The sequence below is a fragment of the Streptosporangium sp. NPDC002524 genome (genome assembly GCF_040295985.1).
Classification (GTDB): Bacteria; Actinomycetota; Actinomycetes; order Streptosporangiales; family Streptosporangiaceae; genus Streptosporangium.
Window position 1 is genome coordinate 243,936 of record NZ_JBEOWK010000015.1, and the last position, 21,801, is coordinate 265,736.

Sequence of the window (21,801 nt, forward strand, 5' to 3'; positions counted from 1 at the left end):
CCAGACTCTCCAGCATTTGTCTGGGTTTGATCTTAGAGAATCTTTCACGTTCTGGCAGCGAGATACGGCGATCGTCGACTCGGCGTACCGTCGTGATCGCTCCCGGCGTACCGTCACCCGGCGGGGAGCGAGAGGCGCGCGCGCCGCCGCTCGCCACTGTTCGCCGCCGTTCGCCGAAACCGGTCGCGGGTCGCCGAACCGGTCGCGTACGGCGACCCTGGCGAGGCCGATCGCTCCGCCGCCTGATCATCCCTTCATCCCCGCGAAATACGGAACGGCAATGATGAAATGGACTTTCCATGCTTTTTTGGCAAGGGAGGACCATGGAGACCCAGGACTGGGAGTCGATCGGCTCCGCGGAGGAGTTGCGGGAGCTGCTCGGCGCCCCCAAACCGGCCGTGATCGCGAAGGAGCGCAAGACCCTGCACGAGCTGGACCGGTCCTGGCTGGCCGCCTCGCCGTTCTGCCTCGTCGCGACCTCGGACGCCGACGGCCGCTGTGACGTCTCACCCAAGGGCGACCCGCCCGGATTCACGCTGGTCCTGGACGACTCGACGATCGCGATCCCCGAACGGCCCGGCAACCGCAGGGCGGACGGGTTCCACAACATCCTGCGCAACCCGCACGTCGGCCTCATCTACTTCGTCCCCGGTCGCGGCGACACCCTGCGCGTCAACGGCAGGGCGCGCCTCGTGCGCGAGGCCCCCTTCTTCGACCGGATGGTGGTCAAGGGACACCGTCCGCAGCTCGCGATCGTGGTCGAGATCGAGCAGATCTTCCACCACTGCGCCAAGGCGTTCCTCCGCTCGGAACTGTGGCGCCCGGAGAGCTGGAACCCGGACGCCATGCCCTCACGGGCACGCATCGCCCAGGCACTGGAACGACCGGAGGACCCGATCGAGGAACTGGAGCGCTACTACGGCCCCTCCTACGCGAAGGGCATGTACGGCTGACCGGCTGGGCCGCCGGTGGGGATGTACGGCTGGCCGGGCGGACCGGTGGTGAAGTGCGTCAGGTGGGCCGGTACTCCGCGTGGTCGACGTTCCGTTCCCAGACGGCCTCGAACGCCGTCAGGCACAGCTTGATCACGGCGGGGTCGTCACACAACTCGTGGCCGGTGGGTTCGCCGTCTCCGGAGAAATGGCCGAACCGAATCAACCGCTCGTCGAACAGCCAGAAGTCGTTGCCGGGCAGGGACAGGTCGGACACCAGTCGCCGGGGGAGCCAGCGCACCTGCTCGCCTCCGGCGAGGTTGGCGTAGGGGGTGGCCGAGTGCTCGTAGCGGATGTAGTCGCTCACCGGTTCGGACACGATCCGGGCACGCCGTACGGCCACCCCCCGGGCGACCGCGCCACCGGCCAATGTCACCCACGGGGCGTCGAAGTCAGCGCGGTCGAAGGGGACACCGTCACGCCAGGCGACGAATCCCGGACTGGAGGTGCCGTAGTCGTCACGCATCTCCAGACGCAGCGCGGAACGACGGCACTGGCCGAACAGGTCATCGAACGTCGCTTCCACCGTCACCACACGCCTCCAATGCCGGGCAGACCAAGTACGCAGGTCGACCATGATGTTCTTTTCAGTGTGAGATATGGCATGTGGAATCCAGGATCAGAGGCGTTGGAACATTCGTATTCGACACTAGATGGCAGCTTGCTTGGCAGACAATGAACTTGCACGAATGTGCGGACGAGTTTTTGGTAAGGTCGTCAGCCCCCTGTCGGCAGTTGACGAATAAGCGATCTATCCGATAGTGATTCATACTTCCCAAGATGGGCTTTTGGGGTTCGGAGTGAACTTTCTTTGGATCGTAGAATGCCATTGACTGATTTGGAATCTCCGGTCAAGCTCACAACTGCGCAAGTCCGCGCATACCCCAGGCAAGGGAGATGGCCATGGCGCTACGGTTCATCGGAATCGACCCCAACACCGGAGGTAACAACTGTCCGTCGGTGTGGATCGACAACAGCGACGGGTCGATCGTCATTCAGGGCTGGGAAGTCACCGATCCGGCGGAGCTGGCAGAGGTTTCGGCTCGTAGTCCGATCCTGGCCCATGAGAAGATCGTTCGACTTCCCAGACGTATGGTGCCCTTCCTGCTGGAGGCGTGTGGTGACGAGCTCACCGATGACATTCGCTGAGATGATTGCCACCGCGCAACACTCCGCCGTACACCTGGAGATGCGCGACGTCTACACCCCTGACGATCCCGCCTACCTTCGCTGGAAGGTGGACGGGACCATCGACGTGGACGCTTACTGGCGTGAGTGGCTGGAGCTGGTGGGTGCGACGGTCGCCCGGGGAGTGGGCGTCCGCCGGGCTCGCATCGTTTCCGAGCCGGTAACCGACTACATCCGGCATGAATACGACCTCACAACTCCGCTGAACATCGCGGCCGGCGAGTCGGTGCGATGGCTTCCTCGCAGGCAGGCGTCGGATCTGGCGCTTCCCGGGAATGATTTCTGGGTGTTCGACGACCACTTGGTCCGATTCGGTTTTTTCTCTGGCGACGGCGACTACCTAGGCGAGGAGCTGACCAGCGATCCCGCGCTGATCAAACTGTGTCTTTCCGCCTTCGACTCCGTCTGGGATCGCGCCGTCGACCACGCGGCGTACCGGCCCGTCTGAAGATCACTGCGCTTGTGTCCACCTCGCCGCATTCCGGTAGCCAGCAGGCCCGTCAGGCTCTGGCCGACCGTCTCCGTGAGATTCGCCTTGATGCGGGCTTGACCGCCCGTGCGATCGCGGAGGCCGCGGGATGGCACGAGTCCAAGTGTTCCCGGATCGAGCACGCCCGTACGCTCCCCTCCGATGCCGACATCCGGGCGTGGTGTACGGCGTGCGACGCTCAAGACCAGATAAACGATTTGATCGCCGTGTCGCGTGCGGTCGATTCGATGTATGTCGAATGGCGCCGACTCCAGAAATCAGGACTGCGCGGGCTCCAGGACTCCAAGGTTCCGCTCTACGAAGCTACCCGCCACTTTCGCGTGTACTGCTCCCATGTGATACCCGGATTTCTCCAGACTTCTGAGTACGCCCACGCCCTTCTGGCGGCGTTCGGAGCGTTTCATGGTGTACACGACACGGAGAAAGCCGTTGCCGCTCGGATCGCACGCTCACGCGTTCTGTACGGAGGAAATCACCGTTTCGCTTTGCTGGTCGAGGAGTCGGTGTTGCGTTACCGCATCGGCGATGCCGAGGTGATGGCCGGGCAGCTCGCTCATCTGCTGACAGTCATGTCGCTGCCCTCGATATCCCTTGGAGTGATTCCCTTCACGGCCGAGCGTCGCATCTGGGCATTGGAGGGCTTCAACATCTTCGATGAGGAGCTGGTCCAGGTAGAACTGCTTACGGCATCTCTTTCTGTCACTCAGCCCTCAGAGGTCGCCCTGTACAAGAAGGGCTTCGCGGAGCTGGCCGAGGTGGCCGTCTACGGCCTTCACGCCCGTGCTCTGATCACGGCGGCGATCGAGGCCGTCGATCCTCCGCATGCTCGCTGAGGGTCGGCGCGACCCATCTCGGTCGTCGTGGCAGCAATCCGACGTTCTGGCTTCCGTTCCTCTCGGAAGCGCTGAACGTTCCCTTGAATGTCTTGGAGTCCGGGGAAGTGAGACGACGTACGTTCGTGATCGGGGCAACCCTCGGCGCATTGAGTCCGCTTGTGCGGACGGCCACGAGAGACACGGCATCCGAGATCGTGTCATCGATCGCCGGTGGCGACTCTGGCCCGCTGGCCACCGTGCAGACCTCGCACGAGATCGACCTGCTCATCTCGCACTTCGCTTCCCAGGACTCAGGAAGCGTGCGCCGTCTCGTCAGGTGGCTGGACGAAGGCTCTGCCGTCCTGCGCGTCAACGCGTGCGGGATCGTCGCGAAGACAGAGAAGCCCGACCTGATCGACTCGGCGTCACACGCGCTACGGCGAGACGCGGACATGCGCGCTCTGTACCTGTCGGCCGTCTCGAAGCGGGTCGGCGAGAGTCCGCAGGCCCTGATCCGGGAGCTGTACAACCCGAAGGACGCGGGGGCGCGGTGGTGCTCGGCGATGTTGCTCCGTGACGCACCGAGCAAAGTCACGACGTCGGCGCTTCTCGCTGCCCTACGATCTGAGCCGGTTTCGGAGAACATCCGAACCATCGGCCTGATCCTGAACGGAGTGGACCCGTGCATCTGATCGAGATCAAGAACGGCGAACTGATCGAGACGCTTACGGCCAGGGTCGCCGAACTCGGCATCACGAACGGTGCGATCGTCTCCCTTGTCGGCGCTGTGGATTCCTTCCGGATCTCTACCATGTCCGCCGACGACGCGCTGAAAGACATCATCACGGACTACGACCAGCCTGCCGAGATGACCGGTACCGGTGAGATCGTCAACGGAAAGCCTCACATTCACGCCGTGATGGCCGTCGAAGGCGATCGGGGCCTGTCCGGCCACCTGCACACGGCTTCCGTCGGGACGTTCTTCGCGAATGTCTATATTGTCCCGCTTGGCGCCTGACCGTTCTCGCGGGGCCACCAGCCCGGGCTACCCCCGAAACGGTCGCGTTCTCGTTTCCTGGGAAGCGTGGAGCACGAATCCTCTCAGCGTACGGACGCGGGAAAAATTCCCGTGCGGCCCGAACTCGCTACAGCGATTCCAGATTTCGACGTTTCGCGTGACCCTGACGGCCGATGGCGAGGACGCCACCGGCCAACGGGAAACGAGATCATCGCGAACTCGTGGATCGAGCTGGAAGTCATGGCGTGCGGTGTGCGCGTCATCGCGACGTACCACGCCATGTGGGGGAACGTCCGATGACCACGTCCGAACCCTCTCGAGGTTCCACACTCACGATCAGCGCGTGTCCGGCGTGCTCCGGCATGTTCAGTTGCCCGTTTCCTTGCCCCCGCTGTGGGGCGAACGCGGGCGGCACGATTACGGATCGCGTGCTTTGTCGGCGTGAGCCAAGTACGGAAGATGCGAAATGAAAGCGTCGGAACCGCTTCCCGATCTGGAATGGCAGCCGTACTTCTTGCGAGGTTCGCGCTCTCGCGTGAAGCAATTCGTCGTACGTGGCGGTGTCGAGTACGAGCTGTGCGCCGAAGGCGGTAACCACGTCATCGACGGACCGAACGGAAGGGCGACCGAGCCGCCGTGACCGAGACGGCGCGCGGTTCCCAACGAGACGCCGAAGCCGTGTGGGGGAATCGTTCACGGCGCCGGGTAGCCGTCGACCGTCCAGCAGGTCCGGGTTCGTCGACCGGTGCCTCTGACAACGAGTCACAAGTGGTACGGGCGATTATCACAGCGGCCATTGATTCGCTGTTGGCCTGAACGTATGTTCCTCTCACCATCCGAGTACGCCTCATGTTTAGGGGACCCTCCTAATGCATGCACGTCTCCGGCGGGTGATCACTGCGGCCTCCGGGTTGTCGCTGGTCCTCGCGCTGGCATCCCCCGTCGTGCCCGCATCCGCCACCGCGTCCGAAACCGTGGCCGAAACCACGTCCGGAACCACGTCTGGAACCACGGCGGCGGCCGTTCTCCCTCCCGACGACTACTGCCTCGGCGAGTGCTCCGACATCCTGCCCCCGGGGCAGAACGGCAACGCCACCCTGGCCGGGATCCTCGCCCACCAGACCCTGGGCACCAAGCCGAGGCACAGCGACGACCAGCTCGGCAGGTACGCGAACCTCCTCTCCGGCTACACCGGCCTGACCAACGACCAGATCGCCGACTTCTTCAACGACGCGTCGTTCGGCGTCCCGGCCGGGCAGGTGGAGAGCACCACGAGCCCGCGCTCCGACGTGACGATCGTCCGCGACAGGGCGACCGGGACCCCGCACATCACCGGGACGACCCGCGAGGGCACGATGTTCGGCGCCGGGTACGCGGGCGCGCAGGACCGCCTGTGGGTGATGGACCTGATGCGGCACGTGGGCCGCGGCGAGCTGACCCCGTTCGCCGGGGGCGCGCCGGGCAACCGGGCGCTGGAGCAGAGCGCGTGGCGCAACTCCCCGTACACCGAGACGGACCTGCAGGCGCAGATCAACAGGGTCAGGGACTCCGGCCCCCGGGGCGCGCAGCTCTACACCGACGTGCAGAACTACATCGCCGGGGTCAACGCCTACATCGACCGCTGCATGGCGGACCGCAACTGCCCCGGCGAGTACGTCCTGACCGGCCACCTCGACGCGATCACCAACGCGGGCGGGCCGGTGGACTTCACCATGACCGACCTCGTCTCGATCTCCGGCGTGATCGGCGGCCTGTTCGGCGGCGGTGGCGGCGCGGAGATGCAGTCCGCGCTGGTCCGGGTCGCGGCCCGCGCCAAGTACGGCACGGCTGTCGGCGACCAGGTCTGGTCGGCGTTCCGGGCGCAGAACGACCCGGAGACGACGCTCACCCTGCACAACGGCCAGAGCTTCCCGTTCGGCAACGCGCCCGCCGGGGCCACCGGGGTCGTCCTCCCCGACCCGTCGACGGCGCCCGTCGACATCACCGCGAACGAGACCGGCTCGGCCACCTCGACCACCACTTCGGCTTCGGCTGAGAAGGGCGTGCTCGACGGGCTGCTCGTCGACAACTCCAAGCCCGGCATGTCCAACGCCGTGGTGGTGTCGGCGGCCAAGTCGTCGACCGGGAACCCGGTCGCGGTCTTCGGCCCGCAGACGGGCTACTTCGCCCCCCAGCTGCTCATGCTGCAGGAGCTCTCCGGCCCCGGCATCCGGGCGCGCGGCGCCGCCTTCGCCGGGCTCAACCTCTACGTGCTGCTCGGCCGGGGCACCGACTACGCCTGGAGCGCGACCTCCAGCGGCCAGGACATCACCGACACGTACGCCCTCCAGCTCTGCGCGCCCGGCGGCGGCGCGGTGACCACCGCGTCCAACCACTACCTCTACCGGGGCGTGTGCACGGAGATGGAGACGCTGCGGAAGACCAACTCGTGGAAGCCCACCGTCGCCGACTCCACCGCGCGCGGCTCGTACGACCTCGTCATCCAGCGCACGAAGTACGGCCTGGTGAGCTGGCGCGGCACCGTCGGCGGGCAGCCCACCGCCTTCGCCACGCTGCGGTCGACGTACCACCACGAGGTCGACTCGGCGATCGGCTTCCAGATGTTCAACGACCCGGCGGCGATGGGCGACCCGGCGGCGTTCACGAACTCGGCCTCCACCATCGGCTTCGCGTTCAACTGGTTCTACGTCAACTCCAGGGACTCGGCGTACTTCATGTCCGGCAACACCCCGGTCAGGTCCGCGGTGTCCGACCCGAACCTGCCGATGACGGCCGACGCGGCCCACGAGTGGGCGGGCTACGACCCGGCCGCCAACACCGCGACCTACACCGCCCCCGCCACCCACCCGCAGGCGGTCAACCAGGACTACTTCGTCAGCTGGAACAACAAGCAGGCCAAGGACTACGGCGCCGCGGACGGCAACTTCAGCTTCGGCCCCGTCCACCGCGTCGACCTGCTGGACGCCCCGATCAAGGCGGCCCTGTCGGGAAGCGGCAAGCTCGACCGGGCGGGCACCACGAAGATCGTGGCCGACGCCGCGGTGACCGACCTGCGCGGCAAGAAGGTCCTGCCCGACCTGCTCCGGGTGATCAACAGCGCCGCGGTGACCGACCCGGCCCTCGCCTCGGCGGTCGCCAGACTGTCGGCCTGGACGTCGTCGGGATCCCGGCGGTTGGAGACCACGCCGGGCAGCAGGGCGTACGCCCACGCCGAGGCGATCCGCGCGTTCGACGCGTGGTGGCCCAAGCTCGTCCGCGCGCAGTTCAGGCCGGGGCTGGGCGACGGCCTCTACCAGTCGGTGGTGAACGCCATCCAGATCAACGAGTCACCCTCCGGCCACCAGCAGGGCGACCTGTCCACCCTGCCCACCTCCGCGAACGAGGCCCAGGCGCACAAGGGGTCGGCGTTCCAGTACGGCTGGTGGGGCTACGTGAGCAAGGATCTCAGGAGCGTCCTCGGGGACCCGGTCTCCGGGCCGCTGCCCGCCAAGTACTGCGGGAACGGCACGGTGGCCGGCTGCCGTACCGTCCTGCTGGAGAGCCTGGCGGCGGCGCTCGCCGAGCCCGCGACCACGACCTACCCGGCCGACGACGTGTGCTCGGCGGGCGACCAGTGGTGCTCCGACGCCGTCGAGCAGTCGCCGCTCGGCGGGATCACGCACTCGCTGATCTCCTGGCAGAACCGGCCGACCTACCAGCAGGTCCTGTCGTTCCCCGCCCACCGGGGGGACGCGATCGCCAACGTCGCGGAGGGGAGGAGTGCCAGGGCGTCGAGCACCCAGCTCTTCTACCCGGCGAGCAGGGCCGTCGACGGCGACCCGACCACCCGGTGGTCGAGCTCGTCCAGCGACAACCAGTATCTCCAGGTCGACCTCGGGGCCCCCACCACCGTGGCCAGGGCCCTGCTGCGCTGGGAGGCGGCCTACGGGGCCGCGTACTCGATCCAGACCTCGGCCGACGGCTCCACCTGGACCACCGTCCACTCCACCACCACCGGGAACGGCGGGGTGGACAACGTGAGGTTCACCCCGACCACCGCCCGCTACGTCCGCATGCAGGGTGTCACGCGCGGGACGTCATACGGGTACTCCCTCTACGAGCTGGAGGTCTATCCCCGCTGACACAGCGGGTGGGGGAGGGCGGTGACCGTCACCACCCTCCCCCACCGTCTCCCGCCGTCAAGCCGGAAGCCGCTGCCGTCAAGCCGGAAGCCGCTGCCGTCAAGCCGGAAGCCGCTGCCGTCAGGACGGGAACCGTCGCCGTCAGGCTCGGACCCGTCGGCGGGCCGGAGGCCGGATCCCGTGGGAGGCGACGCTCTCGCTCAGGCCGTGGCCAGCGGGTTGGCGACCGTTACGGCCTTTCCCCCTCGCTCAGGCCGTGGCCAGCGGGTTGGCGACCGTCACGTATCCCGCCGAGCGGTCCGCGGAGCGCGCCCACCGGACCGACAGGTTGGCCTTGGCCGGGAGCGGCGCTCCCGACAGCAGCTCCGACAGCGGCCGGGGCCACCCGCGCGACGCCGCGTACTCCGTCAGCACCTCCCCGGCCACCGCCCACAGCTCCCGGGTGGACCCGGTCCCCGCGATGGAGGCGGCGATCTCGGCGAGGTGGTTGACCATCAGGCAGTAGACCACCCGGTTCCAGCCGGAGGCCGCGTCGTAGGTGAGCGCCTCGGCGACCCGGCCGGGCAGCCCGGACAGGTCGTGCCGCCCGGCGACGAGCTTCGTGCCCTCCAGGTCGCGGAAGACGGCCTCCACGGGCCATCCTTCCGCGTCCACGCCGATCAGGACGTTCTGCAGGTGGGGTTCGAGCACCACGCCGTGGCCGAGGTAGGCGTCGAGCACCGGCGGCGCCACACGCTCCACGTACGCCCGCCACCAGCGCACCGGATCGGCCATCGGCCACCCGGCCATGGTCGGCGCGCCGCCCGGTGCCGGATCCACCGGTCCCGGTACGCCGCCCGGCACCGCTCCGGCCCCCTGCCGCCCGGCGGCCAGCGCGCCGCTCAGCAGGGGGGTCACCCCCGGCCTGCAGACCGACCACGGGCCCATCCGGACGATCACGCCGAGCCCCTCCAGCAGCCGGGTGCCCAGCTCCGCCGAGCGGTAGCCAGGTTCGGGCAGCCAGCGGGTGCCGGGGAAGGCGGCCGCCAGGTCGAGGAACACCGGTTCGAGGCGACGGCTCAGCTCGACCGCGCCCGCCAGCTCGTACCAGGAGTTCTTCCGCACGCAGTTGGTGATCCGCACGTCGAGGCTGAACTTCAGGCACCGGTCGATCAGCGGTTCGTAGACCGTGCGGACCGACGACGTGGGAACCGCCGGACGGGAGCCGTCGCCCAGGTCGATCAGGCGGCCGTCGGCCAGGGGCGCGGCCAGGTCCGACGCGAGCAGTTCCAGCTGCCACGGGTGCGCGGGCAGCAGCGAGTAACCGGGCGGCGCCTGGCCGAGCTTGTCGAGCACGCCGGTGTCACCCGCCTCGGCCAGCACGTCGTCCCGCACCCCGAGCAGCCGCAGCGGGAAACTCGCGTGCGCCTCGGGCGCGTAACGCAGCCAGCCCTCGCCGCCACGCGCCTTCGGGCTGGGATGGAACGGGTGCCCGAAGACCAGCGCCTGCTCCGAGGCGAGCCACGGGTCGGCGGGCGGCGGGACCTCCCGCCGGGCCGCGATCAGCGTCGCCAGGGCGTCCCGGCTCGCGGCCACCTGGACGGCGAACTCCTCGTTGCCCGCGCCCGCGCCTCTGCCATCACCCCCGCCCGTGCCCGCGCCCGTGTCCGCGCCCCCGCCCGCGCCCGCATGCCCGCCCCTGCCATCACCTCCGCCCGCGTTCCCGCCTCCGGCCGCGTCACTGCCCCCGCCCTCGCCGAGTTCGGTCTCCACCAGCCGGACGAGCAGGTCCGCGGAGAGTGGCTGCCAGGAGCCGTTCTCCAGCCACTCGGGCCGCCCTTCGAAGCGCAGCGCGAGCCCGCCGTGCGCGCGCGCCCGCAGACGGGTGCTCGCGACGCGCAGCAGCACGTACGGCCCCTCGTGCCCGACCTGCCCGCGAGGTCCCGCGATCTCCCTCACGCAGCAGCGCAGCAGCGCCGACACGGAGGCCTCCTCGGCGATGGCGGCGGCTACGGCGGCGGGGGAGTCGAGGGCGAGGCTCGTCATGTCGTCCTTTGCATGATCTGAGAGGGTTGGCGGAGATAGTTCGGCCCGCTCGTGCCGTAGAACTTGTTCACGTCCCGCGCACCGGTGCGCGCCTTGTCCACCAGGGTTCCGGCGGTGATCATCGATTTCCCGACGAGCCGGGCGGCGTCGAGGGTCCTGGCCCGCAGCAGCCTGGCCATCGGATCCTCCCCGTACTCGTCGAGCGCCTCGGCGAGCGTGCCCCGGACCAGCTCGGAGGCCGTCGGCGGCGGCAGCGCGCCGAACGTCACGGCGGCGGCGGCCAGGTGCAGGGTGATGGTCACGAACACGTCGGCGAGCGCGTGCGGGTCGTCGGTGAACATCCGCGCGTCGGCGAACCCCGGCACCGCGAGCCCCGCGCCCCGCAGCCTGTCGGGGGAGGTCAACATGCCGTCGTTGTCCTTGACGAGCAGCCGCATGACACCCTCGCCCGTGGTTCCCTCGGCGCCGAACACCAGCGAGAGGTTCTGCTGATGGGCCTCCAGCGCCGTGCCGTACCTGACGAAGAGCCGCACGTTGAAGCGGAACAGCACCCGCAGGTACCGGCCGAGCAGCCCGGCGACGTCCCCGCCGAACCACCTCCCGGCGAGCTCCTCCACGACCAGCCCGCCCCCCGGCAGCGGCGCCGGCAGCGCCGCGACCGAGACGATCTCCCCCTCGGGGTGCCGGCGCAGGAGCCAGCCCAGGTATTCGTGCCCGGCGTGCCCGTACGTCTGCTCGTCGGCCAGGAGCACCTCCGGGTCGGGCATGGCCCGCAGGAGCAGCTCCGCCCGCGCCCCGTCGGCGAGCGTGTCCGGTTTGAGGGACCTCCGGTTGCGCAGCCCGAGGGTGCTGGTGGTCAGCGGCAGCTTCAGGTGCGTGCCCGGGGCGATCTCGACCGTGCGCATCGACAGCGTGGGCCTCACCCGCAGGTGTGCCTGCGGGGCCAGGACCGCCCACGGGATCCCCTCGACCGCGGGGACCGTCAGCGGGTGCACGGGGAACAGCGTGTGGGTCTCCGCGAGGTCCGCGGCCAGGCCGACGTCGGGGAACCCGGGCGCCCCCGGCAGCTCCGCCCCGGTGAGCCGCTCCCGGGGCACCCCGGCCCAGCGCAGCTCGAAGGCGGGCGCGAACTCCGGCGCGTACGCGGTCAGATCCTCGTCGGACAGGCCGCTCCGGTACCGGGCCGTCGGGTAGACGGGGTGGTCGACGAACGCGGCCAGCGTCTCGTACCACATGCCGTCGCGTCCGCCCCCGCCGCCCGCCACCCGCGCGCTCCCGTTCTCCGCCGCGCCTCCACTCCCGTTCGCCGTGGCACGCCCGCTTTCGTGGTCCGGTGTACGCGTGAAGCCGGGGCGGGTGGCGGGGCCGACAGCGGTGGCGGGGCCGACGGCGGTGGCGGTGGCGGTGGCGGTGGAACCGGTGGCGGAACCGGTGGCGGAACCGGTGACGGGGCGCCCGGTGGCGACGGTCGCGTCCAGCCTGGCGAGCACCTCCTCGCGGTGGGCGTCGTGAAGGTCGAGGGCGCGCAGCGCCTCGCGGCACTCCGTGACGAACGACTCGACCCCGGCGGCGTCGGCGGGAGCGGAGATCTCCCGCAGGGCGTTCAGCACCTCCTCCAGGCGGAGCGCCTCCTCCGGGGCCGCCACGAAGTCCTGGAACAGCGAGCCGGGGGTGAGCCGGACCCGCCTGCCCCCGGGCAGGACCAGCGCGACGCCGTCCTTGCTGCGGGTCACCCGCCCGGCCAGGCCGCCGTAGTCCTCCCGCAGGAGCGCGTTCAGCACGCGGGTGGCGAGATATCGTTCCCGCCCGCTCACGGAACCCCCGCCGATCCCACGATCACTCACAACCCCCCGTCGCACGCGGTCGTTCGCGGTTCCTCGGCTCACGCGGTCACCTGCGGGTTCCCCTCGCGTACGGTCACCTGTGGATCCGCGGCCCGCGCGGTCATTCGCGGTGCCCCGGCTCACGCGGTCACCTGCGGGTTCCCCTCGCGTACGGTCACCTGTGGATCCGCGGCCCGCGCGGTCATTCGCGGTTCCCCGGCCCACGCGGCCGCCCGTGGACTCCCGGCTCACGCGATCACCCACGGGTTCTCCGCGGTGAAGGCCGCGACGGCCGCGTCCACGCGTGCCCGGTCGGGGCCGATCGCGCGGACGATGCCCATGTAGTCGCGGTTGGTGTTGCTCAGGTCGATCCGGTCGCCCACGGCGCGCAGCGGCCGGTGCCAGATCCGGACCGGATCGCCGGGCGCGGGAACGACCGTCCCGGGAGACCTCACCACGGTCCCCGGACGGTCGGCGACCAGGCTCAGCGCGGTCGCGTGCCCCTCCGCCCGGTCGGGAAGCCCGGGCTCCGCGCCGAGATGCACCCTGAGCACGAGCTCGAACAGGGGCGCGTCCAGCATGCTCGCCAGCAGGAAGTCGCAGTGGTCGCCGATCACCCGGTAGTTGACCTCGACGATCCGCGGCCCGGCCGGGGTCATCACGTACTCGGTGTGGCAGGCCCCGAACCCCACCCGCAACGCCTCCAGCGCCCGCAGCACGTGGTCGCGGCCGGGGGGCGGCTCCCAGTCGAGCCGTTCCTCCACGAAGTGCGGCAGCGGCCCGAGGGTGGTGCGGAAACCGCCGAGCACCCTGGTCCGCTCGCCGTCGCCGAGCGTCTCCATCGTGTGCAGCGGCCCGTCGAGATACTCCTCCACGACCAGCGTCTCTCCCGGCCGCCGGTCCCGGATGTCCGCGACGGCCGTCGCCAGCTCGCCCGCGTCGCGGACCAGCACCACGTCCTCGCTGGCCACGCCCTCGCGCGGCTTCACGACCGCGGGGAACGGCATGTCGGCGGGCGGCGGGTCCGCCGGTGCCAGCCGCGCGGAACGGACGGTCTCGACCCCGGCGTCGGCCAGGCGCCGCCGGGTGAGCGCCTTGTTCTTGGTGTCGACGCAGGCCCGCCAGTCCTTGCCGGGGAGGCCGAAGTAGGCGGCGGCGAGCGCGGTCTCCGCCTGGATGTGGTCGGAGTTCGAGAAGATCGCGTCCGGGACGCGGTGGTGCGCGACGGTGTCGATCACGGCCCGCGCGTCGCGTACGTCGCAGCGGAGCACCTCCGCCCCGGAGTCGCGGTACCGCTCGGGGCGGTCGGTGAGGATCGTGACCTCACAGCCGAGCGCGCGCGCCGCCGGGAGGAAGCCGTCGCTGACCGAGTCGGTCGGTTTGAGCGCGGTGAGGTACAGCCGCAATGCAGGGACCCCCGATATCAGGCAAGGCTAACCTAACTCGGTGATCCTAGCCTGAGGCCGATCAGCACGCGGAGGTGATCGGCCTATTGACAGTACATGTCCGTGTCGCCCGATGATGAGAGTCTTCTCATCTCCATCCCAGCCTGATCTCCTGTCGCGGCACCTAGCGTGGACGCCATGAGCCGCAGGACGTCAACCGTCAGCATGATGATCGGGATACTCGTCACCGCGGTCGCGATGTTCGCGGTCGTGGTGCTGGTCCAGGGCGATCCCGGCAGCCTTGGTGAGGCCGTCGTGGTCGACCGGGACCGGGGCGGTGAGACGGCCGAGACGGGCACCGCGCAGCCGCGGCCCTCCGGAGACCCCACGGCACCGGCCGGCTCCCGGACCTCGGACGGCTCCGGGGCGCCCGGCGACTCGCGGGCCCGTGACGACCGGACGCCTCCGGGGTCCGCGACCTCCGGAAAGCCCGGCGGGCCCGGCGGGTCCGGCGAACCCGGCGCGTCCCGCGTGACCGGCAAGGAGCGGGCCGAACGGGTGCAGCCCCCACCGCCGCCGCGCGGCGGAGGAGACGACGATGACGACGGCGGCGATGACGACGGCGGCGGCGATGACGGCGACGACTGAGACGACCGCGATGACCGCGACGACTAAGACGACCGCGACGACCGCGATGACTGAGACGACCGCGACAAAGACGGCAGAGACGGCAGAGACGGCAGAGACGGCAGAGACGGCAATGACCACGACGGTGACGGTGACGGCCGGAGCGGTGGCGGCAGAGGCGACGGCCGGGCGGTGAGCGCACGGGCCCGCATCGTGGGTTGGACGCTCGCGGTCGTCGCCCTCGCCCTGAGCGTCTCGGTGTTCGCCACCTGGACCATCCTGCTGGTCAGGCTCGAAGACCGGGTGAACGCCGAGCTCGCCAACGAGGTGGAGAAACTCCACTGGTACGCGAAGAACTCGTCCGCCTCCCCACCGGCGCTGCTGGAGGAGTACCTGAAGGTCAACGCGCCCGACCGCCACGAGACCTTCTTCGTGATCCTGGACGGGAAGGTCCGCTGGCGCACGTACGCCGAACCCCCGGCCGTGCTGGACACCGACCGGGCGCTGGTGGCGCGGATGGCCGCCGCGACCGAACCCGAGTGGGACTGGGCCCCCAGCACGGCCGGGGTCGTCCGCTGGGTGGTCGCACCCGTGATCGCCGACGGCGAGGTCGAGGGCGCCTTCGTGGCCATCGTCTTCTACGACCTCGAACGCCGCGAGGTCGACGAGGCGGTACGCGTGCTGGGCCTCACCGCGCTGGCGGCGCTGCTCCTGGCCGGGGCGGGCGGGTGGTTCGTCGCGGGAAGGGTCCTCGCCCCCGTGCGGCTGGTCCGCCGGACGGCGGAGCGGATCGGCGGCTCCAGCGACCTCAGCCGGCGCCTCACCGTCTCCGGCGACGACGACGTCTCCGCGCTGGCCGCGACCTTCAACCACATGCTCGACCGGCTGGAACGCGCCTTCGCCGTGCAGCGCGACTTCCTCGACGACGCCGGGCACGAGCTGCGCACCCCGATCACGGTCGTCCGCGGTCACCTCGAACTCATGGGCGACGACCCCGAGGAACGGGCCGCCACCCTCACCCTGGTCACCGACGAGCTGGGGCGGATGAACAGGCTCGTCGACGACCTGATCATGCTCGCAAGGTCGGAGCAGCCGGGCTTCCTCACCCTCGGCGAGGTCGAGCTCGCCGACCTCACCGTCGAGGTCGTGGCCAAGGCCCGCGCCCTGGGAGAGCGCCGCTGGCGGGTGGACGAGGTGGCCGAGGAACAGGTCACGGCCGACCGGCAGCGCCTCACCCAGGCGCTGATCCAGCTCGTGGCCAACGCCGTGCGGCACACCGGTCCCGGCGACCTGATCGCGGTCGGTTCCGCCGTACGGGAGGGCCGGGTGGAGCTGTGGGTGCGCGACACCGGTCCCGGCGTGCCCGCCCAGGACCGCGAACGGATCTTCAACCGCTTCGTCCGGGGCGCGGGCCGCGCGGGGTCGCACGACGGCGCGGGGCTCGGCCTCGCCATCGTCCGCTCCATCGCCGAGGCGCACAGGGGCACCGCGCGGGTCCGCGAGGCCGACGGCGGCGGAGCGCTCTTCCTGGTCTCCTTCCCGTACGAGGAGATCCCCGTGACGCTCTCGTACGAGCACTGATGTCCTTTCGCACCGTGCCGTGGGGAAGGCGAGACCGTGACAGTCCCCGAGGGAGGAGTCGAGGGTGAACCGCATCCTGATAGCCGAGGACGAGGGCCGCATCGCGTCCTTCCTGGAGAAGGGCCTGAGAGGCAACGGGTTCACGACCACCGTCGTCGCGGACGGGGTCGCGGCGTACGAGTACGCCCGCGCCGGTCGCTTCGACCTGATGATCCTGGACATCGGGCTTCCGCTGAGCGACGGCTTCACGGTCCTGCGGCGGCTCCGGCAGGAGATGGCGACCATCCCCGTGATCATCCTCACCGCCCGCGACAGCGTCGCCGACACCGTCGCGGGCCTCGAGGGCGGGGCCGACGACTACCTCGCCAAGCCCTTCTCCTTCGAGGAACTGCTGGCGCGCGTACGGCTCCGCCTGCGCCCGGAACGCGTCCCGGAGACGACCGTGCTGCGCGTCGGCGACCTCGCCCTGGACCTGCGGACCCGGCGGGCCCACGTGGGCGAGCGCTCCGTCGACCTGTCCACCCGCGAGTTCGCCCTCGCGGAGATCTTCTGCCGCCACCCCGACCAGGTTCTCACCCGCCAGCAGCTGCTCAGCCACGTGTGGGGGTTCGACTTCGACCCCGGCTCGAACGTGGTGGACGTCTACGTCCGCTACCTGCGCCGCAAGCTGGGCAACGAGCGGATCGAGACCGTCAGGGGGTCCGGCTACCGCCTGCGGGTCCGGTGAGAGTCCTCTCATCCCGCCCTCATGGTGGGTCCACCGGCCACCGGAAATCTGGAGTCATCCGCACAGAAGGTGCGGAACGAACTTCAGGAGGGCCAGATGAGCCTGGTACTACGGCGGACCCTGCTCGCCATCGCGATCACCCTCGGACTCGGGACCACCGGCGTCCTCGCCGGAATCCCGGCGGCCCAGGCCTCCACGTTCCCGGCTCCGCCCACGGCGGTGGTCAACCTCGCGGACGACGACGATGACGATGATGATGACGACGACAGGGGCGGTGATGACGACGACGGCGACGACGACCGCGATGACCGGGACGACCGCGACGACCGGCGATCCGGCCCCGCCGGCGACCGGGACGACGACCTCCCCCGGGGCGGCGTGGAAACCGGCCAGGGCAGCACGTCGCGCGACGACGACGATGACGACGACGACCGGGCACCCACGGGCGGTACGGACACTGGCCAGGGTGGTACGTCGCGCGACGACGACGATGATGACGACCGCGCCCCGGCCGGTGGGACGGACACGGGCCAGGGTGGCACGTCGCGCGACGATGACGACGATGACGACCGCGTCCCGGCCGGGGGCACGGAAACCGGTCAGGGCGGCGTCTCCCGTGACGACGACGATGACGACGACCGCGCCCCGGCCGGAGGGACGGACACGGGCCAGGGCGGCACGTCGCGCGACGATGACGACGACGACCGCGCCCCGGCCGGTGGCGTGGACACCGGCCAGGGCGGCACGTCGCGCGACGACGATGACGACGACGACCGCGCCCCGGCCGGTGGGGTGGAGACCGGGTTCGGCGGGACGGCGGAGAAGGAGGGCGTGCCGCTCTGGGTGCCGGCGGGACTGGCCGGTGCCGGGCTGCTGGCTGCCGGTGGCTTCTGGTTCAACCGTCGACTCACCTCGGGGAGCTGACCGTGCGAACCCCCACCACCCTCGTGGCCGCTCTCTCCACTCTTTCCGCCCTCGTGGCCATGACCGCGTGCTCCACCGAGGTCGCCGCGCACAGCGTCCCCACGGCCTACGAAGCCTCCGCCACTTCCGGAATCTCCACGACCTCCACGACCTCCACGGCCGCCCAGGTCGTACGACCTCCGGCCAGAGATGAGGTGGCCAACCCCGTGCGGCTCCGCGTCCCGGCGATCGGGGTCTCCACCGCGGTGATCGCGTTGAGGCTGGACGCGAGGAACAAGCTGGTCGCTCCGGTCCGCTTCGACAGGGTGGGCTGGAACAAGGCCGGTCCCGAGCCCGGCGAGGCCGGTGCGGCGGTCATCGCCGGGCACGTGGACTCCAGGACGGGGCCCGCCGTCTTCCACCGGCTCGGGAAACTCCGTCCGGGACACCGCGTCCACGTCGACAGGGCCGACGGAAGCACGGTCACGTTCACCGTCCGGCGCCTGGCCCGCTTTCCGAAGAGCAGGATCCCCGACAGGCAGGTGTACGGCTCCGCTAAGGGAGCCGAGCTGAGGCTCATCACCTGCGGCGGGACCTTCGACCGCAAGCGGCGCAGCTACCGTGACAACGTGATCGTGTTCGCGAGCTGACGCCCCAGCACCACGAAGGCACCTCAAAGGCACCTCCAAAGCACCTCGAAGGCACCATGGAAGCATCACCGAAGCACCGCGAGGCCCTCCAAAGACCTCGTAAAAACAGTGCGAGGACAGCTCAAAGCCAACGGGTGGAGCGTGCCACGAGAGGCGCGGGTACCGGGAGAAACCCCGATACCCGCGCCTCTGCCCATATCCCCGGCACCCGGACACCCCCGGCACCCCCAGCCCCCGGCCTCCCCGGTATCCCGGCCCCCGGCCGCACCACGACCCACCCCGGAAACCCCGGCGGAACCCGCCAGGACCCGCCAAACCCACCGCTCCGCCAGACCCGCCAGGCTCCACCAGACTCGCCAGGGCCCAGCCAGACCCACCAGGACCCGGCCAGACCCCGGCAGAGGTCCGACGCCCCCGGAAGGGCACGGGAAACCCGGGAGAGGACAATGAAAAGCCGGTGATGTGCCGAGACGCGTACCACCCCCTCCTCCCGTACGCGGAGAACCCCTCCCGCCCGTACGCGGGGAAGAGCGGGGAGGGCCCCGTCCGGAGACGTAGTATGTGCACTCGGTTGGGGAGGCGGAACAGCGTGGAGAACGTGGAGAGCACCGCACAAGAAGGACTGCTGGGACCGCTGCTGCTCGCGCGCAGTGCCATCGACCGGTCGGCGGTGCTTCGCGGCGACGCCGAATGGCTCGAGAAGACCTGGGCGGACGCCGCGACCAGGGTCGTGGTCGTCGACGACGGGCAGGCGCTGGTCCGGCGCAGTGGCGGAGAGGTCAGGCTGGTCCTGCTGCCCACGGCCGACGCGCCGGAGGGGGAGCGCTACCTGCTCGGCGTCGACGCCGAGGGCGTCGCCTACTTCGCCGTGGCGGCGCCGCTGGCCGGCAGCACCCACAACGGTTCCCTCACCCGGATCCTCTCCCCGCTGGCCCCCTCGGAGCTGGTGGAGGACCAGACCCTCACCGCGGGGCTCCGCCAGGTGGGGTCGCTGCTGGGTGACCTGGACGCCGGGCTGCTGGTGTACGCGGTCGCCCTGGACGCCTGGCACTCCACCCACGAGTTCTGCCCCCGGTGCGGGAGCGGCACCGAGGTGCGCGCGGGCGGGCACGTGCGCGTCTGTCCCAAGGACGGCAGCCAGCACTTCCCCCGGGTCGACCCCGCGGTGATCATGCTGATCCACGACGACGACGACAGGTGCCTGCTGGCCAGGGGGCCGCAGTGGCCCGAGGGGCGGCTGTCGGTGCTGGCCGGGTTCGTCGAGCCTGGCGAGTCGCTGGAGCACGCCGTGGCGCGCGAGGTGGCCGAGGAGGTCGGTGTGCGCGTCGCCGAGCCGCGCTACATGGGCAGCCAGCCCTGGCCGTTCCCGCGCAGCCTGATGCTCGGCTTCTTCGCGCGGGCCACGTCCACGGAGTTCGTCCTCGATCCCGAGGAGATCGCCGAGGCCCACTGGTTCAGCCGCGCCGAGCTGCTGGCCGCCACGCAGAGCGGCGAGGTGCGCCTGCCGTCCGAGGTGTCGATCGCCCGCAGGCTCATCGAGACCTGGTACGGCGAACCGCTGGCCGGCGGCTGGTGACCCCGGGCCCCGTCACCCACCGGCGGGCGTGAACCCTTTAAAATCCACCGGCGGACGTGAACCCCCGAAAAAGGGAGTCCGCCCCTTGACCCGGGCAACGGCGGGCGGACGCGAGCCCCGGCCTCCCGCGAAGGAAGGACCGGGGCCCGGACGCCGACGGGAGGGCTACGCGCCCGTGCCCGCCAGGATGCGCTTGACCTCGATCACCGAGGGGTTGGTCCTGACGACCCGGCCGGTGGGAGAGTCGACCACGACGGTGGGTACGACCTGGTTGCCGTTGTTGACGCTCATGACGAACGTGGCGGCGTCCGGGTTGCTCTCGATGTCGATCTCGTTGTAGGAGATCCCCTCGCGGCTCAGCTGGCTCTTCAGTCGCTTGCAGGGGCCGCACCAGGTCGTGGTGTACACAGTCAGCGCCATGTCGTGAGAAATCCCCTCATGTGATGTCCGGCGCCATTGGCAACAAAGCGAGGGCCGTTCATCTTCCCGATAACCGATGACCGATGAGACGTTCGTCTTCCCGGTCCCGGTGAGACGGTCACCTTCCCAGCGAGACGTTCACCTTCCCAGTGAGACGTTCACCTTCCCGGTGAGAGCAGCTTCTCCGCGACCCACTCCTGAACCCGCTCCGCCACGCCGGGCAGCCGGTAAAGAGGCGCGCTGTGCTCGATGCCGGGCTCGGAGACGATCGTCACCGGCACGCCGACCTGGCGCAGGTGCTCCTTGAGCTGCTTGCCGTGCTCCGCCGACACGAACTCGTCCTCCGAGTGCACGACCAGCATGGGCGCGTCCCCGCGGCTCGCGTGCCACGGGACCTCCATGCTCGCCCAGACCCTGGCGCACTTGCCGGTCGGCTCACAGCCCCCGGCGAGCCTGATGGCCGACTCGCGCAGCTTGCGCTTCTCCAGGTCGAAGGTGTCGGTGCCCTCGGTGTACGCCGTGAGCGGGGAGATCACCGGGGAGATGCCGACCACGCCGCGCAGGCCGGGCAGGCCGCTCTTGTAGGTGCCCGCGGCCCCGGCCAGGTGGCCCCCGGCGGAGAATCCGACGATCACGTAGTTGCTCGGGTCGAAGGACCACAGCGCCGCGTGCCGCCGCGCGGTGGCGATGGCGTCGAGGGTGTCGGTGCGCTGGGCCGGCCAGGAGGCGTCGGTGGAGAGGCGGTAGTTGATGTTGAAGACGACGTAGCCCTGCTCGGCGTAGCTCCGGCTGATCTCGGTCATGTACTTCTTGTCACCCGACGACCACCAGCCGCCGTGGATCAGGAAGACGCCGGGCCGCTTCAGCTCGTCGGTCTGGTACCAGACGTCCATGCGCTGGCGGACGTGCGGGCCGTACGAGACGGTGTTGATGACGGTGCCCTGGGTCAGCGGGTCGGGCTCCGCCACCGGAGGGGGTGTCGGGTCGCCCCCGCCGGACCTTCCGGTGCCGCTCTTCGGGGTACCGGCCCTGCCGGTGTCGTTCGTCCCCGCGCCGGCCATACCGGTCCCGGCCTTCGTCCCGGCCCTGGTCTTGGCCGCGCCCGTCTCGGCCCTGCCGACACTGGCCACTCCCGTGCTGGCCCTCGCCAGGCCGTACGTTCGGGTGTCCGCCTCGCCCGCTCCGGGAGTCGCCGCCCTGGACTTCGCGGTTCCAGAAGTCGCGGTTCCGGAAGTCGCCGCTCCGGACTTCGCCGTGCCGGAGGTCCTCTCGCCACCGGCCCCGGCCGTGCTGGCGGTCTCCCCGGTACCGGCCTTCGCCGGGGCGGGTGTCCCGCTGGGCTGGGCCGAAGCCGAGATCGCGTGTGCGTGCGCGGTCGTGTACGCCACCGCGGGCCCGACCATCGCCGCCGCCAGGGCGAGCGCACCCACGGTTACCCCAGTTCGCACGGGCCTCTTCCT

At 70.2% G+C, this 21,801-nt stretch carries 20 protein-coding genes; 14 read left to right on the forward strand and 6 right to left on the reverse strand.

Annotated features, from left to right (window positions below; all coding sequences use genetic code 11):
• The first annotated feature begins 323 nt into the window (after positions 1 to 323).
• Complete coding sequence (locus ABT053_RS25985; RefSeq protein WP_350972100.1) at positions 324 to 953, forward strand: pyridoxamine 5'-phosphate oxidase family protein; 630 nt, start codon at positions 324 to 326, stop codon at positions 951 to 953.
• Between the two features lie 58 nt (positions 954 to 1,011).
• Here ABT053_RS25985 and ABT053_RS25990 read toward each other — a convergent pair whose 3' ends face one another.
• Positions 1,012 to 1,524: a DUF6879 family protein gene (locus ABT053_RS25990; RefSeq protein WP_350972102.1), complete on the reverse strand. Its 513-nt coding sequence runs from the start codon at positions 1,522 to 1,524 to the stop codon at positions 1,012 to 1,014.
• A gap of 371 nt (positions 1,525 to 1,895) precedes the next feature.
• Here ABT053_RS25990 and ABT053_RS25995 point away from each other — a divergent pair, with 371 nt between their 5' ends.
• From ABT053_RS25995 to ABT053_RS26020, 6 genes are all read left to right on the forward strand, one after another.
• Positions 1,896 to 2,141, forward strand: coding sequence for a hypothetical protein (locus ABT053_RS25995; RefSeq protein ID WP_350972104.1), 246 nt, complete (start codon positions 1,896 to 1,898; stop codon positions 2,139 to 2,141).
• 1 nt (position 2,142) lies between these two features.
• Complete coding sequence (locus tag ABT053_RS26000) at positions 2,143 to 2,628, forward strand: DUF6879 family protein (protein WP_350972106.1); 486 nt, start codon at positions 2,143 to 2,145, stop codon at positions 2,626 to 2,628.
• A 14-nt stretch (positions 2,629 to 2,642) separates the two neighbouring features.
• Positions 2,643 to 3,503 carry a helix-turn-helix domain-containing protein gene (locus ABT053_RS26005; protein ID WP_350972108.1) on the forward strand — a complete coding sequence of 287 codons (861 nt, stop codon included), beginning with the start codon at positions 2,643 to 2,645 and terminating at the stop codon, positions 3,501 to 3,503.
• A 197-nt stretch (positions 3,504 to 3,700) separates the two neighbouring features.
• A complete protein-coding gene (locus ABT053_RS26010) occupies positions 3,701 to 4,177 on the forward strand; it encodes a hypothetical protein (protein WP_350972110.1) in 477 nt (158 codons plus the stop codon).
• Positions 4,168 to 4,503: a PCC domain-containing protein gene (locus ABT053_RS26015; protein WP_350972112.1), complete on the forward strand. Its 336-nt coding sequence runs from the start codon at positions 4,168 to 4,170 to the stop codon at positions 4,501 to 4,503. The genes ABT053_RS26010 and ABT053_RS26015 overlap by 10 nt, the downstream gene beginning before the upstream one ends.
• Positions 4,504 to 5,372: 869 nt before the next feature.
• Entirely contained in the window at positions 5,373 to 8,624 is a 3,252-nt protein-coding gene (locus ABT053_RS26020; protein ID WP_350972114.1) for a penicillin acylase family protein, read from the forward strand.
• 249 nt (positions 8,625 to 8,873) lie between these two features.
• Here ABT053_RS26020 and ABT053_RS26025 read toward each other — a convergent pair whose 3' ends face one another.
• The 3 genes from ABT053_RS26025 to ABT053_RS26035 form a co-directional block, all read right to left on the reverse strand.
• On the reverse strand, positions 8,874 to 10,649 hold the full coding sequence (locus ABT053_RS26025) for an IucA/IucC family protein (protein WP_350972115.1): 1,776 nt from the start codon (positions 10,647 to 10,649) through the stop codon (positions 8,874 to 8,876).
• Positions 10,646 to 12,463 (reverse strand): IucA/IucC family protein, encoded by a 1,818-nt coding sequence (locus tag ABT053_RS26030; protein ID WP_350972116.1) that lies wholly within the window; start codon positions 12,461 to 12,463, stop codon positions 10,646 to 10,648. The genes ABT053_RS26025 and ABT053_RS26030 overlap by 4 nt, the downstream gene beginning before the upstream one ends.
• Before the next feature lie 257 nt (positions 12,464 to 12,720).
• Positions 12,721 to 13,878: an ATP-grasp domain-containing protein gene (locus ABT053_RS26035; protein ID WP_350972119.1), complete on the reverse strand. Its 1,158-nt coding sequence runs from the start codon at positions 13,876 to 13,878 to the stop codon at positions 12,721 to 12,723.
• Between the two features lie 177 nt (positions 13,879 to 14,055).
• Between ABT053_RS26035 and ABT053_RS26040 the strand changes: the two genes are divergently transcribed.
• The 7 genes from ABT053_RS26040 (at position 14,056) to nudC (ending at position 19,921) form a co-directional block, all read left to right on the forward strand.
• On the forward strand, positions 14,056 to 14,505 hold the full coding sequence (locus tag ABT053_RS26040) for a hypothetical protein (protein ID WP_350972121.1): 450 nt from the start codon (positions 14,056 to 14,058) through the stop codon (positions 14,503 to 14,505).
• Positions 14,456 to 14,680 carry a hypothetical protein gene (locus tag ABT053_RS26045; protein ID WP_350972124.1) on the forward strand — a complete coding sequence of 75 codons (225 nt, stop codon included), beginning with the start codon at positions 14,456 to 14,458 and terminating at the stop codon, positions 14,678 to 14,680. Before ABT053_RS26040 ends, ABT053_RS26045 begins: the two co-directional genes overlap by 50 nt.
• Positions 14,677 to 16,065 (forward strand): sensor histidine kinase, encoded by a 1,389-nt coding sequence (locus tag ABT053_RS26050; RefSeq protein ID WP_350972125.1) that lies wholly within the window; start codon positions 14,677 to 14,679, stop codon positions 16,063 to 16,065. Before ABT053_RS26045 ends, ABT053_RS26050 begins: the two co-directional genes overlap by 4 nt.
• 64 nt (positions 16,066 to 16,129) lie before the next feature.
• A complete protein-coding gene (locus ABT053_RS26055) occupies positions 16,130 to 16,792 on the forward strand; it encodes a response regulator transcription factor (RefSeq protein ID WP_350972127.1) in 663 nt (220 codons plus the stop codon).
• A gap of 96 nt (positions 16,793 to 16,888) precedes the next feature.
• Positions 16,889 to 17,716, forward strand: a complete 828-nt coding sequence (locus ABT053_RS26060; protein ID WP_350972129.1) for a GVDTG sorting domain-containing protein — start codon at positions 16,889 to 16,891, stop codon at positions 17,714 to 17,716.
• Between the two features lie 2 nt (positions 17,717 to 17,718).
• The gene (locus ABT053_RS26065) at positions 17,719 to 18,345 is read left to right on the forward strand and encodes a class F sortase (RefSeq protein WP_350972131.1); all 627 of its coding nucleotides are present in this window, start codon (positions 17,719 to 17,721) and stop codon (positions 18,343 to 18,345) included.
• A 598-nt stretch (positions 18,346 to 18,943) separates the two neighbouring features.
• Positions 18,944 to 19,921 carry an NAD(+) diphosphatase gene (gene nudC, locus ABT053_RS26070; protein ID WP_350972176.1) on the forward strand — a complete coding sequence of 326 codons (978 nt, stop codon included), beginning with the start codon at positions 18,944 to 18,946 and terminating at the stop codon, positions 19,919 to 19,921.
• Positions 19,922 to 20,086: 165 nt separating this feature from the next.
• Here nudC and ABT053_RS26075 read toward each other — a convergent pair whose 3' ends face one another.
• Both ABT053_RS26075 and ABT053_RS26080 read right to left on the reverse strand, forming a co-directional pair.
• Complete coding sequence (locus ABT053_RS26075; RefSeq protein WP_350972132.1) at positions 20,087 to 20,341, reverse strand: glutaredoxin domain-containing protein; 255 nt, start codon at positions 20,339 to 20,341, stop codon at positions 20,087 to 20,089.
• A gap of 158 nt (positions 20,342 to 20,499) precedes the next feature.
• Positions 20,500 to 21,789 carry an alpha/beta hydrolase fold domain-containing protein gene (locus ABT053_RS26080; RefSeq protein ID WP_350972134.1) on the reverse strand — a complete coding sequence of 430 codons (1,290 nt, stop codon included), beginning with the start codon at positions 21,787 to 21,789 and terminating at the stop codon, positions 20,500 to 20,502.
• Positions 21,790 to 21,801 lie beyond the last annotated feature (12 nt).